11 protein-coding genes are annotated in these 18,518 nt (G+C 71.0%); 9 read left to right on the top strand and 2 right to left on the bottom strand.

Annotated features, from left to right (window positions below):
* The first annotated feature begins 30 nt into the window (after positions 1 to 30).
* Positions 31 to 10,350, top strand: coding sequence for an SDR family NAD(P)-dependent oxidoreductase (locus tag RPX00_RS02445; RefSeq protein WP_406642735.1), 10,320 nt, complete (start codon positions 31 to 33; stop codon positions 10,348 to 10,350).
* 148 nt (positions 10,351 to 10,498) lie between these two features.
* Positions 10,499 to 11,068, top strand: a complete 570-nt coding sequence (locus tag RPX00_RS02440) for a hypothetical protein (protein WP_406637044.1) — start codon at positions 10,499 to 10,501, stop codon at positions 11,066 to 11,068.
* Positions 11,069 to 11,198: 130 nt separating this feature from the next.
* On the opposite strand, the gene RPX00_RS02435 is transcribed toward RPX00_RS02440, so the two are convergent.
* Positions 11,199 to 11,966 carry a BTAD domain-containing putative transcriptional regulator gene (locus RPX00_RS02435; protein WP_406637042.1) on the bottom strand — a complete coding sequence of 256 codons (768 nt, stop codon included), beginning with the start codon at positions 11,964 to 11,966 and terminating at the stop codon, positions 11,199 to 11,201.
* A gap of 216 nt (positions 11,967 to 12,182) precedes the next feature.
* Between RPX00_RS02435 and RPX00_RS02430 the strand changes: the two genes are divergently transcribed.
* Entirely contained in the window at positions 12,183 to 12,668 is a 486-nt protein-coding gene (locus RPX00_RS02430) for a TetR family transcriptional regulator (RefSeq protein ID WP_406637040.1), read from the top strand.
* 20 nt (positions 12,669 to 12,688) lie between these two features.
* A complete protein-coding gene (locus RPX00_RS02425) occupies positions 12,689 to 12,853 on the top strand; it encodes a hypothetical protein (RefSeq protein ID WP_406637038.1) in 165 nt (54 codons plus the stop codon).
* A 133-nt stretch (positions 12,854 to 12,986) separates the two neighbouring features.
* Here RPX00_RS02425 and RPX00_RS02420 read toward each other — a convergent pair whose 3' ends face one another.
* On the bottom strand, positions 12,987 to 13,613 hold the full coding sequence (locus RPX00_RS02420) for a ScbR family autoregulator-binding transcription factor (RefSeq protein ID WP_406637036.1): 627 nt from the start codon (positions 13,611 to 13,613) through the stop codon (positions 12,987 to 12,989).
* Between the two features lie 179 nt (positions 13,614 to 13,792).
* Between RPX00_RS02420 and RPX00_RS02415 the strand changes: the two genes are divergently transcribed.
* From RPX00_RS02415 to RPX00_RS02395, 5 genes are all read left to right on the top strand, one after another.
* Positions 13,793 to 14,761 (top strand): ScbA/BarX family gamma-butyrolactone biosynthesis protein, encoded by a 969-nt coding sequence (locus RPX00_RS02415; protein ID WP_406637034.1) that lies wholly within the window; start codon positions 13,793 to 13,795, stop codon positions 14,759 to 14,761.
* Positions 14,758 to 15,720, top strand: coding sequence for an NAD-dependent epimerase/dehydratase family protein (locus tag RPX00_RS02410; RefSeq protein ID WP_406637032.1), 963 nt, complete (start codon positions 14,758 to 14,760; stop codon positions 15,718 to 15,720). Before RPX00_RS02415 ends, RPX00_RS02410 begins: the two co-directional genes overlap by 4 nt.
* A gap of 127 nt (positions 15,721 to 15,847) precedes the next feature.
* Positions 15,848 to 16,756: a ribonuclease Z gene (locus RPX00_RS02405; RefSeq protein WP_406637031.1), complete on the top strand. Its 909-nt coding sequence runs from the start codon at positions 15,848 to 15,850 to the stop codon at positions 16,754 to 16,756.
* 175 nt (positions 16,757 to 16,931) lie between these two features.
* Entirely contained in the window at positions 16,932 to 17,774 is an 843-nt protein-coding gene (locus RPX00_RS02400) for an aminoglycoside phosphotransferase family protein (protein WP_406637029.1), read from the top strand.
* A 115-nt stretch (positions 17,775 to 17,889) separates the two neighbouring features.
* Entirely contained in the window at positions 17,890 to 18,510 is a 621-nt protein-coding gene (locus RPX00_RS02395) for a dihydrofolate reductase family protein (protein WP_406637027.1), read from the top strand.
* The last annotated feature ends 8 nt before the right edge of the window (positions 18,511 to 18,518 follow it).

Genomic DNA, 18,518 nt, shown 5'->3' with positions numbered 1-18,518 from the left:
GAAACCAAGCTGGTCGACTACCTGAAGCGGGTGACCGCCAACCTGCAGGAAACGCGGGCGCGGCTGCGCGCGGTCGAGGCCGCCGAGTCCGAGCCGATCGCGATCGTCGCGATGGGCTGCCGCTATCCCGGCGGCGTCCGGTCCGCCGACGACCTGTGGGACCTGGTCGCACAGGGCCGGGACGCGATCGGGGAGTTCCCCTCCGACCGAGGCTGGAACCTGGACACCCTGTTCGACGCCGACCCGGACAGCCCAGGCACGAGCTATGTCTCCGAAGGCGGCTTCGTCCACGACGCGGGCGAGTTCGACGCGCCGTTCTTCGGCATCTCCCCGCGCGAGGCGCTCGCCATGGACCCGCAGCAGCGGCTCGTGCTGGAGCTGGCGTGGGAGACCTTCGAGCGCGCCGGCATCGCGCCGCACTCGCTGGCGAAACAGCAGGTCGGCGTGTTCGTCGGCAGCGGCGACCAGGACTACTACGACGAGCTGCCGCCGTCCGTGCTCGCGGGCGAGGTCGAGGACTACCTGAGCACCGGCAACGCCGCCTCGGTCATCTCCGGCCGGATCGCCTATGCGCTCGGCCTGGAAGGCCCGGCCATCACGATCGACACGGCGTGCTCGTCTTCGCTGGTCGCGCTGCATCTCGCTGTGCAGGCACTGCGCCAGCGCGACTGCGCGCTCGCCCTCGCGGGCGGTGTCATGGTGATGTCGCGGCCCGGTCCGTTCCTGGCGTTCAGCCGCCAACGCGGCCTCGCCGCGGACGGTCGCTGCAAGGCGTTCTCCGACAGCGCCGACGGCACCGGCTGGGCCGAAGGCGCGGGAACCCTGCTGCTGGAACGCCTTTCCGACGCACAGCGCAACGGACACCCGGTGCTCGCGGTGGTGCGCGGCTCCGCGGTGAACTCCGACGGTGCCTCCAACGGCCTCACCGCCCCGAACGGCCCCTCGCAGCAGCGGGTCATCCGGCAGGCGCTGGCCAACGCGCGGCTGTCGGCGTCCGATGTGGACGCTGTCGAGGGCCACGGCACCGGCACGACGCTGGGCGATCCCATTGAAGCGCAAGCACTTCTGGCCACCTACGGCCAGGACCGCACCGAGCCGCTGTGGCTGGGGTCGATCAAGTCGAACATCGGCCACGCGCAAGCGGCGGCGGGTGTCAGCGGCGTGATCAAGATGGTGCAGGCGATGCGGCACGGTCTGCTGCCGCGCACACTGCACGTCACCGAACCGTCCACTGAGGTCGATTGGACCTCCGGCGCGGTCGAGGTGCTGCGCACAGAACGTCCGTGGGCGGCTGGGGAACGCCCACGTCGCGCGGGCGTCTCGTCGTTCGGCGTCAGCGGCACCAACGCGCACATCATCCTGGAGGAAGCACCTCCGGCGGAGGCCGCTGAGCCGGTTACGCCGAGCTGGCCGGAAGGTGTCGCGATTCCGCTGCCGCTGGCTGGCCACGGCAGCGCCGCGTTGCGAGCACAGGCCGCGCAGCTGGTGTCGTTTGCCGCGACCCCGCTTGACCTGGGCTTTTCGCTCGCCACCTCGCGCTCGCCGCTGTCGCATCGCGCGGTCGTGCTGGCCGAGGACCCGAAGCAGGCCATCGCCGCGCTGGCGGACGGCGTCGCCACTCCGGACGTCGTCACCGGCACGCAGGTGGAAGGGCTGACCGCGTTCCTGTTCTCCGGACAGGGCGCGCAGCGGGCCGGGATGGGGGCCGAGCTGGCCGCCGCGTTCCCGGTCTTCCGTACCGCATTGGACGAGGTCTGCGCCGAACTGGACCAGCACCTCGACCGTCCACTCAAGACGGTCCTGTTCGAGAAACCGCGCCTGATCAACCAGACCGGCTACACCCAGCCCGCGCTCTTCGCGGTCGAGGTGGCGCTGTTCCGGCTGCTGGCGTCGTGGGGGCTCAAGCCAGACTTCCTGCTCGGCCATTCGATCGGCGAACTCTCCGCCGCGCACGTCGCCGGGGTTCTCTCGCTGGCCGACGCCGCCAACCTGGTGGCCGCGCGGGCTCGGTTGATGCAGGCCCTGCCGTCCGGCGGTTCGATGGTGGCGTTGCAGGCGACCGAGGATGAGGTCACCCCGCACCTGACCGACGAGGTCAGTATCGCCGCGATCAACGGCCCGGACTCCGTGGTCCTTTCTGGCACCGAAGACGCCGTCGCAGCCGTGGTGGCGGAGTTCGCGGACCGGAAGTCCTCGAAGCTCAAGGTCTCGCACGCGTTCCACTCGCCGCTGATGGAGCCGATGCTGGCCGAGTTCGCGGCCGCGGCCCGCGGCCTGACCTACCACCAGCCGGAAATCCCGCTGGTCTCCACGGTCGGCCCGGATGTCGACATGTCCACTCCGGACTACTGGGTGCGCCAGGTGCGGGCCGCGGTCCGGTTCCACGACGGCGTCGAAACCCTTGCCGCCCAAGGTGTCGGACGGTTCGTCGAGGTCGGCCCGGACGGTGTGCTGTCCGCGCTGGTCCGCCAGACGTCCGACGCGCTCGTCGTTCCGGTGCTCCGCAAGGACCGCGAGGAACCGGCCGCCGCGCTCACCGCGCTGGCCGAACTCTTCGTCAGCGGCCTGACCCCGGACTGGGCCGCGGTCTTCGCCGACCGTGGCGCCCAGCGCGTCGACCTGCCGCCGTATGCCTTCCAGCGCAAGCGGTATTGGATCGATGCCCGCGCCAACCGCGACGAGGTCACCGCCGCTGGCCTGACGTCTGCCGGGCACCCGTTGCTCGGCGCAGCCGTCTCGCTCGCCGACACCGACGGCGTCGTGCTCACCGGCCGGTTGTCGGTCGAAACGCACCCGTGGCTGGCCGAACACCAGCTCGGCGACGCGGTGACCGTGCCCGGCACGGCGTTCCTGGAGCTGGTCGTCCGCGCCGGCGACCAGGTCGGCTCCGGCCGGATCGAGGAACTGACCCTGGGCAGCCCGCTCGTCCTGCCCGCCCGCGGCGGCATCCAGGTTCAGGTGACTGTCGGCGCGGCGGGGGAGCGCGACGTCCGCCCGGTGACTGTCCATTCGCGACCCGAGGACGACGACGCGGACTGGACCCTGCACGCCAGCGGCAGCGTCACGCCGCAGTCGACTCGCGGCGGCACCGAGCTGACCGAGTGGCCGCCCGCCGGCGCAGAGCCGGTCTCGATCGACGGCGTGTACGACGACTTCGCCGACACCGGTCTGACCTACGGCCCGCTTTTCCGTTCTCTGCAAGCAGTCTGGAAGCGCGACGGCGAGATCTTCGCCGAGGTCGCGCTGCCCGAGGACAGTGACGCCGAGCGCTTCGGCCTCCACCCGGCCGCGCTCGACGCGTGCACCCACGCCCTGCGCGTCGCCGGTGGCGGCGACGGCGGCGTCGGCCTGGTTCCGTTCTGCTGGACCGGTGTCGAGCTGCACGCCACCGGTGCGTCCGCGCTGCGCGTGCGGTTCAAACCGACCACAGAGGACAGTTTCGAGATCGCGCTCGCCGACCCGACCGGCGCGCCGGTCGCGACGGTTGCCGAGACGGTGTTCCGCGCGTTCACCGCACCGGTCGCCGAACAGGCCGCTCCGCTGTACCGGATCGAGTGGCAGCGCTCGGCGGACAGTGAAGCCACTGTGGACACTGCCGATGTCGAGATCCTGGAGTGCATCGGCGAATCCGGCACCGCTGCGGAGACCCACGAACTGACCCACCGCGTGCTGTCCGCGCTGCAAGCCTGGCTCGCCGAGGAACACCCCTCGCAGGCCCGGCTCGTAGTGGTCACGCGCGGCGCGGTCCCCGCCGCCGGAGACGTCACCGACCTCGCCGCCTCGGCGGTCTGGGGCCTGGTCCGCTCCGCGCAGGAGGAGAACCCGGACGCCTTCGTCCTGCTCGACCTCGACGCCGAAACCACGCCGGAAGCGGTGTTGCCGCAGGTCCTGGCCTCGGGCGAGGCACAGGCGGCGGTCCGGCTCGGCACGGTCCTCGTGCCCCGGCTGGTCCGCACGACGCCGGAACTGGACAGCCCGTACTTCTGCCCGCACGGCACGGTGCTGGTCACCGGCGCGTCCGGCGCGCTGGGCGGCAAGCTCGCCCGGCACCTGGTCGCCGAGCACGGCGTCCGCCGGTTGCTGCTGCTCAGCCGCCGGATCACGCCCGCCCTCGACCAGTTGGCCGCTGAGCTGCGGGAAAGCGAGGTCGACGTCCGACTGGAGCGCTGCGACGTCGCCGACCGCGAGGCGCTGGCCGGCGTCCTGGCGTCGCTGCCGGAGGAGAACCCGCTCACCGCGGTCGTGCACGCCGCCGGTGTGCTCGACGACGGCGTGGTCACCGCTTTGACGCCGGAGCGAGTTGACGCAGTGCTCGCCCCGAAGGTCGACGGCGCGCTGAACCTGCACGAACTCACCCGCGAAACCGCGCTGTCCGCGTTCGTGCTGTTCTCGTCGGTCTCCGGCGTGCTCGGCGCGCCGGGCCAGGGCAGCTACGCCGCGGCCAACGCGTACCTGGACGCCCTCGCCTCGCACCGCGTCGCGCACGGCCTCCCGGGTCTGTCCCTGGACTGGGGCCTGTGGGGCGAGGTCGGCGGCATGGGCGGCACGCTCACCGAAGAGGAGGTGCAGCGGCTCGCGGCCAGCGGCGTCGTGCCACTGTCCACAGCGGAGGGTCTGGCGCTGTTCGACCGCGCGCTCGCCGTCCGCCAGCCGACCGCCGTCCCGGCGAAGCTGGACCTGCCGCTGCTGCGCAAGCTCGACCGGCTCCCGCGCACGCTGGAGCTGCTCGTCGGCCGCACCACCCGTCGGGTTGCTGCCGCCGCTGCGGAGTCCTCTGTGGACTCGTTCGCCGGACGCCTGCTGGGGCTGCCGGAAGAAGACCGTCGGGACGCGGTGCTGGAACTGGTCCGCAGTCACGCCGCCACCGTGCTGGGTTACCGCGCGGCGCACGAGATCGAGCCGACGGCGCAGTTCCAGTCGCTCGGCTTCGACTCGCTGACCGCGATCGAATTGCGCAACGGCCTCACCGCGGCCACCGGTCAGCGGCTGCCCGCCACGCTGATCTTCGACCACCCGACGCCGTCGGCGCTGGCCGCGCACCTGCTGGCCGAGTTGGCCGGCACGGCCGTGGAAATCAGCACGGTGTCCACTAAGGACAACTCGGACGAGCCAATCGCGATCGTCGGCATGGCCTGCCGCCTGCCTGGCGGAGTCACGTCGCCGGAACAGCTGTGGGAACTGGTCGCCGAGGGCCGCGAGGCGATCGGCGACTTCCCGGCCGACCGCGGCTGGGACATCGACGGCCTGCTCGACCCGACCGGCCGCCGCCCCGGCACCACCTACGTCGCACGCGGTGGCTTCGTCTACGACGCGGGCGATTTCGACCCGACGTTCTTCGGCGTTTCGCCGAAGGAAGCGCCGATGATCGACCCGCAGCAGCGCCTGCTGCTCGAAGCGTCGTGGGAGGCGTTGGAGCGCTCCGGGATCGACCCGGTGTCGCTCAAGGGCAGCCCGACCGGCGTGTACGCGGGCGTCCAGTACCACGACTACGTGGGCGCGAACAGCGCCGGCTCGATCGTCACCGGCCGGATTTCCTACACCCTTGGCCTCGAAGGCCCTGCGGTGTCGGTCGACACCGCGTGCTCGTCGTCGCTGGTCGCGATGCACATGGCGGCGCAGGCGCTGCGCGGCGGTGACTGCTCGCTCGCCTTGGCGGGCGGCGTCACGGTGATGGCCACGCCGGAGACCTTTGTGGAATTCAGCCGTCAGCAGGGTCTTGCCCCCGACGGCCGGTGCAAGGTGTTCTCCGACGACGCCGACGGCACCACCTGGTCCGAAGGCGTCGGCGTCCTGGTGCTGGAGCGCCTTTCCGACGCCCGCGCCAACGGACACCAGGTGCTCGCGGTCCTCAAGGGCAGCGCAGTGAACCAGGACGGCACCTCGAACGGCCTGACCGCGCCGAACGGTCCCGCGCAGCAGCGGGTGATCCGCGCGGCACTGGCCGACGCCGGACTGGAACCGTCCGATGTGGACGCCGTCGAAGCACACGGCACCGGCACGAAGCTCGGCGACCCGATCGAAGTCCAGGCGCTGCTGGCCACTTACGGCTCGCAGACCTCGGCGGACCGTCCTCTGTGGATTGGTTCGGTGAAGTCGAACATCGGGCACACCCAGGCCGCGGCAGGTGCGGCCGGGGTGATCAAGATGATCGAGGCGATGCGCCACGGCGAACTCCCCGCGACGCTGAACGTGGGCAAGCCGTCGAGCGAGATCGACTGGTCCTCGGGTGCGGTCCGGGTGCTGGCCGAGCCGGTGAAGTGGCTGCCGAACGGCCACACCCGCCGCGTCGGCGTCTCGTCCTTCGGTGTGAGCGGCACCAACGCGCACGTCATCCTGGAGGAAGGCGACCGTCGCGAGGTCACTGCCTCGACCAGCCCGGAGTACGACGGCCCGGTCGCCTGGCCGGTCTCGGGGCGCGGCGCGGCCGCATTGCGGGCACAGGCCGAGCAGCTGATGTCCTATGTGGACGAAGAGCCGGAAGGCAGCCTCGCCGACATCGGTCTCTCGCTGGCGACCGCGCGCAGTGCGTTCGACCGCCGGGCAGTGCTGATCGGCAGCCGGTCGCCGCAGTTCGTCCGCGGCCTCGCGGCACTGGTCGACGAAGAGGACGCACGCGGCGTCGTCAGTGGCGTCGCCACTGGCAGCGGCCGCACCGCGTTCCTGTTCGCGGGCCAGGGCTCGCAGCGGGCGCAGATGGGCACGCAGCTGGCCGCGCGATACCCGGCCTTCGCCGAGGCTTACGACGAGGTGTGCACTGAACTCGACAAGCACCTCGACCGTCCGCTGCGCGAAGTGATCGAAAGCGGCGACGGCCTCGACGAGACCCGTTGGACGCAACCGGCGCTGTTCGCGCTGGAAGTCGCGCTGTTCCGCACGGTCCGTTCCTGGGGCGTGAAGCCGGACGTGCTGGCCGGACACTCGATCGGCGAACTCGCCGCCGCGCACTGCGCTGGCGTGTTCTCGCTGGCCGACGCCGCGAAGCTGGTGGTCGCCCGCGGTGCGCTGATGCAGGCGCTGCCGACCGGGGGCGCGATGGTCGCGATCGACGGGACTCCTGAGGCGGTCCGCGAGGCCGTTGGGGACACTGTGGACATTGCTGCGGTGAACGGCCCGACCGCGGTCGTGATCTCCGGAGAAGCGGAAGCGGTCGCCGAGGTGGCTGCGAAGTTCGAGCGCACCAAGCAACTCCGCGTCTCGCACGCATTCCACTCGCGACTGATGGACCCGATGCTCGCCGAGTTCCGTAATGTCGCGGAAGGACTGTCCTATGCGGACCCGAGGATCCCGATCATCTCCACCGTCACCGGCGAGCCCGCCGACAACCTGACCTCACCGGAGTACTGGGTGAACCAGGTCCGCGAAGGCGTGCAGTTCCGCGATGCGGTGACTCGGGCCGCAGCGGACGGCGTGACCCGGTTCCTCGAACTGGGCCCGGACACAACGCTCACCGCGATGACCGACGCCTGCCTCGACGAGCGTCCGGAAGGTCTCGTGCTCGCTTCGCTGCTGCACAAGGAGCAGGACGAGGCGGTCGCCGCACTGACCGGGGTCGCGCAGCTGCACGTCAGCGGCGTCGACGTCGACTGGTCCGCGATCTACGAGCCGACCGGCGCACACCTGGTCCCGGTGCCGACGTATCCGTTCCAGCGCCAGCGTTACTGGCTGGAAAGCACCGCTGCCGCGCCGGGCCAGGAAGACCACCCGCTGCTCGGCGCCGCGACGGAGCTGGCCGGCGCGGAGGGGCTCCTGTTCACCGGACGGCTGTCCGTCGGCACGCACCCGTGGCTGGCCGACCACGTCGTCGGCGGCTCGATCCTGTTCCCCGGCACCGGTTTCGTCGAGATGGCGATCCGCGCCGGCGACGAGGCCGGCTGCCCGCGGCTGGAGGAGCTGACCCTGGAGTACCCGCTGGTGGTGCCGGAGCGGACCGGCGTGCGCGTCCAGTTCGCGCTCGACGCGGCCGAAAACGGCAGCCGCGCGTTCACCGTCCACTCGCGACCGGAAGGCGCGGCGGACGGTGTCCCGTGGACCCGGCACGCCATCGGACGTCTGGCCAAGGCAGGCAAGACGGAGAAGTTCGACCTCTCCGCCTGGCCGCCCGCCGCCGACCAGGTGCAACTCGATGGCACCTATGAGGAACTGGCCGCCGACGGTCTCGCCTACGGCCCGGCATTCCGCGGTCTGGTCGCGGCTTGGAAGGGCGACGGGGAAGCGTTCGCGGAGATCCAGCTTCCGGCGAATGTGTCCGATGTGGACCGTTACGGCATCCACCCTGCCGTCCTCGACGCCGCTCTGCACACCATCGGCGTCTCCGGCGCGGTCGGCGACGAACCGGCGCTGCCGTTCGTGTGGGAAGGCGTCCGGCTGCACGCGGTCGGCGCGACCACGCTGCGGGTGCACGTGAAGCAGATCGGCTCGGGCGCGGCCGCGCTCAAGATCGCGGACGGTGCCGGTGCGCCGGTCGCCTCGGTGGATTCGCTGATGCTGCGCCCGATGTCCGCCCAGCCGCAGGCCGCCGAAACTGGGGGTACGGAGTCACTGTTCCGCCTCGCGTGGGAGCAGACCGACCTCGACGCGGTCGCCGAAGTCACCGACTGGACCGTGGTCGGCGACGACCCGTTCGGCCTCACCGAGGCCCTCGGTGCCACCGCCGCGGCCAGCATCGGCGACGCGTCCGGCCTGGTCGTGCTGCCCGCCGGCGGCGACGACGTGCACGCGGAGCTGCACCGGGTCCTCGGCGAACTGCAGACGTTCCTCGGCCGTCCGGAGGGCTCGCTGCTGGTGGTCACCCGAGGCGCGGTCGCGACCGACGCCGAGGAGAGCCCCGACCCGGTCGGAGCCGCGGTGGCCGGACTGGTCCGTTCGGCGCAAGCCGAGCACCCGGACCGGATCACCCTGGTCGACCTCGGCACCGGAACCCCCAGCGGCCGCACCCTCGCCGCGGCGTCGGTCTCGGACGAACCGCAGGTCGCGCTCCGGGCAGGCGCGGTGCTGGTGCCACGCCTGCAACGGGCTGCCGACGCGGCTGCCGCCCCGGTCTGGGACCCGGACGGCACCGTGCTGGTCACCGGCGCGACCGGCGCACTCGGCGGTTCCGTCGCCCGGCACCTGGTGACCGAACACGGCGTGCGGAACCTGCTGCTGGTCAGCCGTCGCGGTGCGGACGCACCGGGCGCGACCGAGCTGCGAGACGAACTGTCCGGTCTCGGCGCCGAGGTCACCCTCGCCGCCTGCGACGTGGCAGACCGCGCCGCGGTTTCCGCCCTGCTGGACGGAGTCGACCTGCGCGGAGTCGTGCACGCCGCCGGTGTCCTGGACGACGGGGTGCTGACGTCGCTGACGCCAGACCGCGTCGACAACGTCCTGCGCCCGAAGGTCGACGCCGCGGCCACGCTCGACGAGCTGACCCGCGACCGCAACCTGACCGCGTTCGTCCTGTTCTCCTCGGCAGCCGGCGTGCTCGGCGCACCGGGGCAGGGCAGCTACGCCGCGGCCAACGCCTACCTCGACGCGCTGGCGGTCCGCCGCCGTCGCGAAGGACTCGCGGGCTCCTCGCTCGCCTGGGGCCTGTGGGACGGCGGCATGGGCGCGGTGCTGGAGGACGCGGACACCCACCGCATCGGCGAAACCGGCATCACCGCGCTGTCCACAGAGGATGGTCTGCGGCTGCTGGACGCGGCAGCCGGTTCCCCCGAACCGCTGCTCGTGCCGATCGCGCTGGACACCCGCCTCCTGGCGTCCTCCGGCGACGACGACCTCCCGGCTGTCCTGCGCGAACTCGCCGGCACCCGCGGCCGTCGTGCGGCGCAGGCGGCGGTGGAGGACACCGAATCGCTGGCGCAGAAGCTCGGCGCGCTCGCGCCGGGCAAGCGGGTGCCGACCGTGCTCACGCTGGTGCGCACACACGCGGCGACGCTGCTCGGGCACGCCGGCCCGGAGGCGGTGGAAGCGGACCGCTCGTTCAACGAGGTCGGCTTCGATTCCCTGTCCGCCACCGGCTTCCGCAACAAGCTCAGCCTCGTCACCGGGCTGAAGCTGCCGGTCAGCCTGATCTTCGACTACCCGACGCCGCGGATCCTCGCCGAGCATCTGGTCAGCGAGCTGGCCCCGGCCGAGGCCGAGCCGGAACCGTTGTCGGACCAGGGAATCCGGGACGCGCTGGCGGCGATCCCGCTCGAGAAGCTGCGTTCGGCGGGCCTGCTGGACGGGCTGCTCGACCTGGCGGGCATCCAGGTTCCGGAACAGGCCGAGGCCGAACCGGAGGTGCCCGCGGTCGGCGAGGACTCGATCGACGAACTGGACACGGACGCCCTGATCAGCATGGCGATCGGGGGAGGGGACGAGGACTAAACCCGGCTCCTGGGGAAGGGCGGCCCGCAACGGTGCGGGCCGCCTTCCGTCGCGCCTAGGGGACCCCGATTCCGCTAGGTCGGCTTTAGATCGCTCCGGCACTCTCTGTGGAGTAGAGAGGACCACTGCGTGAAGTGAGGTGGCGGCAATGCCGACCCGGGTGATGGAAAAGCCGGCCGATCCCGTGGCCGAATGGCTGGCCCCGCTCGCGGACGACCCCGCGGGCGCGGTCGCGTTCCTCTCCGAAGTAACCGACCGCGTGTCCCACCCCGGCTCCGGCCGGATCCTGGTCCCCGGCGGCGGCCCGGTCGCGGACGCACTGGCCGGAGAAGGCTACGAGGTCCACCTGGAACCCGGCCCGCGCTTCGACACCGGCTACCTGGGCGCGGACGTCCTGTCCCGCCTGCCGGACCAGCGAGACCAGCTGCGCGCCATCGGCCGCTACAGCCGCCTCCTGCGCCCCGGCGGCGCACTGGTGGTGCAGGGCAGGCACCCAGACCCGACCTGCTGGGCCGCGGACGCCCGCGTACGCACAGTCGACGACGTACGGCAAATCGTGCAACTGGCCGATGCTTCGCTGCCGTTGCGTTACGTGTGGCCCGCGGAACTGGACCTGATGGCCGAACTGGCCGGCCTGGCCTTGGACAGCCGCTGGGGCGGTTGGTACGGAGAACCGGTCACGTGCGGCGGTTTCGTGGTTTCGGTCTACCGAAGCTGAGGGGTGTCGTGAAGGACTCCTTGCGGGAATACCGCAAGGAGTCCTTCACGGCTTTTGCCCGCCCGGCATAAAAACGGCCCGGCCCCCCGCTTGTGGCGGAAGACCGGGCCGGAAGGGACGCGGGTCAGGATCAGACCGCGTCCGACATCTCCCCGACGAGAATGCTGTGATGCAGTTTCCGCAGCGAACTCCCCGGCTCGATCCCCAGCTGCTGCACCAGGTTCTGCCGCGCCGAAGCGAACGTCTCCAGCGCCTCGGCCCGCCGGTTGGAGCGGGCGAGGGCGGTCATCAGGTACTCGGTGAAGGTCTCGCGAAGCGTGTGCTCCTTCGCCAGCGCGGACAGCTGCCCCACGACCTCGCGGTGCCGCCCGATGAGCAGCTCCGTTTCCATCAGCAGCTCAAGGCACCCGAGCCGGCTCTCCTCGAGCAGCGTGGCGTACGCCTGCACGTCGGGCGAGTCGGTGAAGCCGCCGAAAGCCGGGCCGCGCCACAGGTTCGTGGCCTCGCGCAGCACCTTCGCGGCCTGGCCGTAGCTGCGGTCCCAGTGCAGCGTGCGGCCCTGTTCGTAGAGCCGGGTGAAGCGGTCGGCGTCGAGTTCCTCGATGCCGACGTGCAGCGAATACCCGCGCGGACTGGTGACAACCGGGCTGTCTTCCGCGGTTTCACCGTTGCCGCGCAACAGTTTCCGTAGCTGCGACACGTACACGTACAGCGCCGCGCTCGCCCGGGCCGGCGGATGCTCGCCCCAGATCTCGCTGATCAGGTGCTCGGCGGTCACGACCTGGTTGTTCTTCGCCAGCAGCACGGACAGCAGGGTCTCGATCTTGCGGGCCCGCGGGGCACAGACGCCGGGCCGGCCGCTCACTCTGATCTGTCCGAGAATTTCGTAGTTCAGCATGACTGCCCTCCGGTGTCTCTCGCGCCGGACCCGCCCGGCGGCGCCCCAGCGCCGATGCCTGCCGGTCCGAGCCGGGTCCGCTGTTGAACCATAGCAAACCGGGAGGTCGGTTTTCAAGGAGAAACCGGGAGGTTGGTCTGTTTCGATCTTGAGCAGCCGAATGTGGGCAGGTAATCGGGCCTGAACGCTGGTAAACCGGGCGGTCGGTATGTCATGATGAGCGGGCCGGAACGCACGCCGTGCCGCACCCGGCGCGAGACGATGGGAAAGACGGTGACGAAACAGGCCCGCGCGGAGCTGACCCGGCATCTGCTGCTGGACGCCGCGGCGGCACTGCTGCACCGGGACGGCTACGCGGCCACGAGCATGGTGGACATCGCACGCGAGGCGGGGGTCACCAAGGGCGGGCTGTACTTCCACTTCTCGTCGAAGGACGAGATCTGCGACGAGGTGCAGTCGGCCGCGGTCGCGGTCCTGCACCGGCACGTCGCGCGAGCGCGCGGGCGTCGTCCGCACCTGCGCAGGCTGGCCGACCTGAGCCGGGCACTGATGGGCTGGCTCGCCGAGGACACCAAGGTGGGCGCGAGCTTCCGGCTGGCAAGGGAGATGGGCTCGAACGACCCGCGCTTCGTCGCGTTCGTCCGCGCGTGGCTGGGCCAGGTGCGCGCCCACATCGCCGCGGCGCACGGAGCGGGGAGCTGAGCCCGCACGTCCGCCCGGACATGGCGGCCCTGCTGGTCGTGGTGACCTGTGTGGGACTGGAATCAGCGGCGGCCAGCGGCACGATCCCGCCCGGAACGGACCTGGTCAGCACGCTCTCGGAGCTGTGGCGGGTGATCGAGGTGTCCCAGCCGTCGGATTCGGCCGCGGAGGCGACCGGCGCCTGAAGCCGGCGGGAATTCCCGTTGCCGCGTCAGGCGGACCGGAGCGGACCGGTCGCCCGGTTCCGCCCGCGGCGCATCGCGACAACCTCACTCCGGCAGACTCACGGGCTGAAAACCGACCGCCCGGTTTCAACCCTCACTCGGCGTCGGCGAGCGGAATCCCGGCCGGATCGAACTTGTGCAGCCGCCGCGGCGGGACCACGGCGTTCAGGATGGTCTGCCACATGAACGTGACCCGCTCGTGCAGGTCGGTCCGCCCGGTGAGCACCTGCGAGCTGAGCTGGCTCCCGGTGAACGACGCGACCACGTACTGCGCGAGATCGTGCGCGTTGACGTCTTTCCGCACGTCACCGGCCGCTTTCGCGGCGAGCAGGCAGCCGTGGATGGTGTCGGTCCACTGTTTGTACGCGCCCGCGGCGGGCGTGACGAACGAGCCCTGCTCGATGACCAGCCGGATGCTGGCCCGCACGCGCACGTCTTTGCGCAGGCTGTGCCCCATGTTCTGGGTGAGGTCGATGACCGTCTGCAGCCCGGGGTTTTCGATGTCGGCCAGCGAGTCCCAGACGGTGAACTGCTCGTTGATCAGCGCGTCGGCGAGTTCGTCCTTGGACTTGAAGTGGAAGTACAGCGCGCCCTTGGTGACCCCGGCCTCGGCGAGGATGTCCGACAGGCTCGCGCCGAGGAAGCCGACCGCGTCGAACCTGGACGCGGCGGCGTCGAGGATGGCATTGCGGGTCTGCTCCGCGCGTTCCTGGCGAGCCACTGTGACTCCTTTCGAGGTGCTGCGGGCCCACTCCGGGCCACGCTGACACGCCAGTCTACCTCTTTGCCGACCCCCGGAGCCAGAGAAAAAAACCGGTAGGTAGGTATGGTTTTGTTCGCCCGTTTCCGCTAAACATGTAGTGGGGGTACTGGGGAAGTTCTTTTTCTGGGAGGACCGACATGGTCGGTACGTTGTTAGAGGAGTCTGTCGGAAGAAACTTCATCATCGATGGCGAGAGTTCGGCGGGCGGTTGCCCGGTCGACTTCCAGCAGACGATCCCGCGCAATCTCGTGCACCGCGCGGCCGTCTCGGAAGTTTTCGTCACTGATCTGAACATCGTGGGCGAGGACCGGTTCGAAGTCGGCGCGCAATGGCCGCGCCGGCACGGGTTCTTCGGACCGCGTACTCCGGGATCGCACGATCCCATGCTGTATCTGGAAACGTTCCGCCAGGCGATCATGCTGGTCGCGCACCGCGCGTACGGCGTCTCGCTCGGCACCGCGTTCGTCTCCGGCCACAAGACCAGCGCTATCACCCCCGAAGGGCTGGTCACCGAGGGCAGGCCGATCGACGTGGTGCTCCGCGCGAGGGCGCTGGACGTGATCCGCCGGGGCAACAACGTCGGCGGCATGCGGTTCGAGTTCGGCTGTTTCCGCGACGGCGAGCTGATCGGCACCGCTTCGGAGACCGTTCGCTGTGTGTCCCCGGCGGTCTACCGCCGGCTGCGCGGCGATCACTTCGCGGCGACGCCGTTCCAGGCGATCGCGCTGCCCACCGTGGATCCGGCGCTCGTCGGCCGGGAACGCAAGGAAGACGTGCTGGTCGCGGAGACCGCGACGCCCGGCACGTGGTCCTTGCAGTTCGATCCGGACCACCCGGTCCTGTTCGACCACTCGGTGGACCACGTTCCGGGGATGGTGCTGCTGGAGGGTGCCAGGCAGGCGGCGTTGCTGACGCTCGGCGATCCGTACGCGCTGCCCTTGCGTTCGGACTTCGAGTTCTCCGTCTACGTCGAGTTCGACTCGGAATGCCTGCTCACGGCGGAAGAAATCGGCACCGACACGGACGGGTCCCGGCTGGTCCGCGTGGTGGCGGAGCAGAAGGGCAGCCCCGTGGCGAGCGGCACCCTGGCGATGCGCAGGTCATGACTGCCGGCCTGGGGGCGGACAGTACGACCGGGGAAATCCTCGTCACCGGCGCGACCGGGTTCATCGGCTCGGCGGTGCTGCGGGCGTTGCTCGCCCGCGGCGCCGCGGTCCGGGTGCTGGCGCGCGGCGAGGTCCCGGAGTGGATCACGCGATCCGGCGCGCGGGTCCACTGCGGCGACCTCGCCGACGCCGCCAGTCTGGCCGGGGCGTGCACGGGCGTCGCGACGCTCGTGCACGCCGCGTCCCGGATCGGCGGCACGGAAGAGGAATGCGCCGAGGTCAACGATCTCGGCACGGCCCGGCTCCTCGCGGAGGCGCACCGCGCGGGCACGCGCCGGATCGTGTCGCTGAGCACCTGCGCGGTCTACCGCGACGGCGAACACCGAGGCGCGCCCGAGGACACGCTCGACCTCGGGCCCGCCTCGGCCACGAGCCGCACCAGGCTGGCCGGAGAACAGCAGGTCCGCGCGGCAGGCGGGATCGTTCTGCGGCCCCACCTGGTGTACGGCGCCGGCGACCGGCACGTGGTCCCGGCGCTGGTGCGGTGGCTGCGGGCGGTCCCGGCGTGGGCCGCGGGCGGCAGATCCCGGACCTCCGTTGTCTCGTCGGAGGATCTCGCCGCCGTGCTCACCGCGTTCGCGCTGGACCCGGCGCTGGGCAGACCGGGCGAGGTGTTCCACGTGGCCGACCCGGAGCCGGTGCGGATGCGCGACCTGCTGGAAGCCGTCTGCCGCCTGCTCGACCTGCCGGTCCCCGAGCACGACCTGCCGCCGCACGAACACCGGGCGCGCACGCCGTGGCTCAGCGAGCACCAATGGTCGCTGCTCACCCGGGACCATTGGTACGACAGCAGCCGCGTCTGGGCGGTCACCGGCGTGCCCCGGGGACCGGGACTCGGCGTCCGTTTGGCCCAGGCGGAAAACTGGTATCGGGAAACGCTGGCAATTCGCGGAAAGTGACCGAACGAATTCGCGCGGCAATTAGGCGAGCGGCCGTCCGGAGAATTTCATCCCGGACGGCCGCCGCTGTTTCCGCGGCGTTCATTTCGGTGGCGCCGGGCCCGGTCGCGGCGCGAAGATGATCGTCATGTCCCGACGCGAGTTCGTCGTGCTGGGCTCGGCGAGCCAGACCCCGACCCGGCACCGCAACCACAACGGCTACCTGCTGCGCTTCGACGCCGACGGCATCCTGTTCGATCCGGGCGAAGGCACCCAGCGGCAGATGATGTACGCCGGCGCGACGGCGTCCGAACTCACGCACCTGTGCGTCACCCACTTCCACGGCGACCACAGCCTCGGCCTGGCCGGCATCATCCAGCGCCTGTCCCTGGACGGAGTCGCGCACCCCGTGCGCTGCCACTACCCAGCGTCCGGCCAGGAGTACTTCGACCGGCTGCGGCACTCGACGTCGTTCCACGAACGCGCCGAACTGGTCCCGCTGCCGATCTCCGCCCCCGGCCCACTGGGCGGCGCGCTGTCGGCGTACCCGCTGGAACACCGCATCGACTGCTTCGGCTACCGCTACGCCGAACCAGACGGAATCCGGATGCTCCCGGACGCCCTCGCCGCAGCAGGCGTCCAAGGCCCCGCGGTCCGAAAACTCCAGGCCGAGGGCCATTTGGAGACGGCTCGTGGCGTGGTCCGCCTGGAAGATGTGAGCGTGCCCCGCCGGGGCCAGGTCGTCGCGTTCGTGATGGACACCCGCCTGTGCGCGGGCGCTTTCGCCTGCGCACGCGAAGCGGACCTGCTGATCGCCGAATCGACCTTCCGCGCCGACGACGCCGACCTCGCCTACCGCTACGGCCACCTGACCAGCACCGACGCCGGCCGCTTGGCGGCGGAGTCGGGCGCCCGGGAGCTGCTGCTGACGCACTTCTCGCAGCGCTACCCCTACGCCGAGGCGGACCGGTTCCGCGACGAGGCCGCCAAGGTGTTCGACGGAGAGATCCACGTGGCCCGGGATCTGGACGTGGTGCCGTTGCCGCCTCGTCGGTGAGGCGGGTCTGGATGTGGTGCGCGGTAGCTGTCTCGACGGTGCCGTCTGCCGCGTTCGGCGGGGCTGGGCGTGTCGCCGCCTAGACGGCGAAAGCGCAGCGACCCGGCGACCACGCGGCCTGAACGCGGTTCAGCCGCCCCGACGGCACCGCACGCCGGTCCGGCAGAATCGCCGCATGCCGCACCCAGTCCCCGCTGACCTGCTGGAAATCGCCGAAACGCTCGTCCCCGGCGCTCCTCTCCGCTCCGCAAGCCTTGCCGCACAAGGGAATATGCACCACGTCGTGCTGCTGCCCGGCGTCGCCGCGGTGCGGATCACCAAACGCCCCAGCGCCGCCGCCGAGCTGCCGCGCCGGGTCGAAATCCTCCGCGCGGTCGCCGCCGCCGGCCTGCCCTTCGCCGTGCCGGAGCCGCTGACCCCGGTGACCACCTTCGGCGAACAAGCGGCCGTCGCGATCTCGTGGATCGACGGCGAAGGGTTGCCAGAAGGCGTCGGCGACCCAGCGGCGTTCGGCCCACTCCTGGCAGCGCTGCGCGAGACGGAGATCTCGCCAGAACTCGAAGCCGTCCTCCACCGGCCGCGCAAGCACGCCGACGGCCTGGGCTGGGCGGACATCCTGAGCGACGAGGTCATCCCGCGCCTGTCGCCGAAATGGCAGGACGGCGTCCGGCGCCACCTCGACACCCTGCTGGCGCTCGACGAGGTTCCGGCCAGGCTTGTCCACGGCGACCTCGGCGGCAACAACGTCCACTTCGACGCGGACGGCAAACTGACCGGCGTCGTCGACTGGGACCTGGCAACCCTGGCCGACCCGGCGATCGACGCCGCCCTCGTCGCGACCTGGCACGGCTGGGACCTCCTCCGCGCGGCCACCGACGACGAAACCTGCCGACGCGCCCGCGCCTGGAACGACCCGGTCGGGGTCGAGCACCTCCACGCGGTCTTCACGGGCAAACCCCTGCTGAGCGTCGACGGTTTCGTCCAGGCCATCGACGCCTGGCTGACCGCACGCGGCTAGCCCCGGAGATTCTTCCGAGAAACTTCGGGACGCGGTGTCGGATCGGGAGGGCGGTCTTCGTAGCAGGGGTGAGGCCGCCCGCGAGGGGCGGCGCCGAGTCAAGGGGACCGCGATCATGAAGCTGACGACCATGACCCAGGTGACCGTCGACGGAGTCGTGCAGGGCAACGGCGGCGCGTCGGACGAGGACCGCCGGAACGGATTCGAGCGCGGCGGATGGGCGCTGGGCAAGGGCGACCACGAAACCGTGGCGTTGATCAACGAGACCTACCAGCGCGCCGACGCTTTCCTGTTCGGCCGGCGGACCTACGAGCTTTTCGCCAGCTCGTGGGGATCCTTGACGGTCCAGGACGTTCCCGGCCGGGAGCCCATCCTGCGGGCGCTGAACGCGCGGCCGAAGTACGTCGCCTCGGCGACGCTCACCGATCCGGGATGGCCGGGTGCCAGCGTCCTGTCCGGCGACCTGGCGGCCGCCATCGCGGATCTGAAGGCCAAACCGGGCGGCGAACTGCAGGTGCACGGCAGCGGCACCCTCGTCCGGTGGCTGCTGGAGCACGGCCTGGTCGACGAGATGACGCTGCTCGTGATCCCGGTGATCGTCGGACAGGGCAAGCGGCTGTTCCCGGAGAACGGCCCGGATCTGGCGCTCGACCTGGTCGAGTCGCGAGTGGACACCAAGGGCGTGACGACCCAGGTCTGGTGCCCCGCCGGACGTCCGCAGTACGCGGGCCGCTGACCGTATCC

This window comes from Amycolatopsis sp. WGS_07, assembly GCF_045278895.1.
In the GTDB taxonomy this organism is placed as follows: Bacteria; Actinomycetota; Actinomycetes; order Mycobacteriales; family Pseudonocardiaceae; genus Amycolatopsis.
This window is presented reverse-complemented; position numbering and strand designations above follow the sequence as displayed.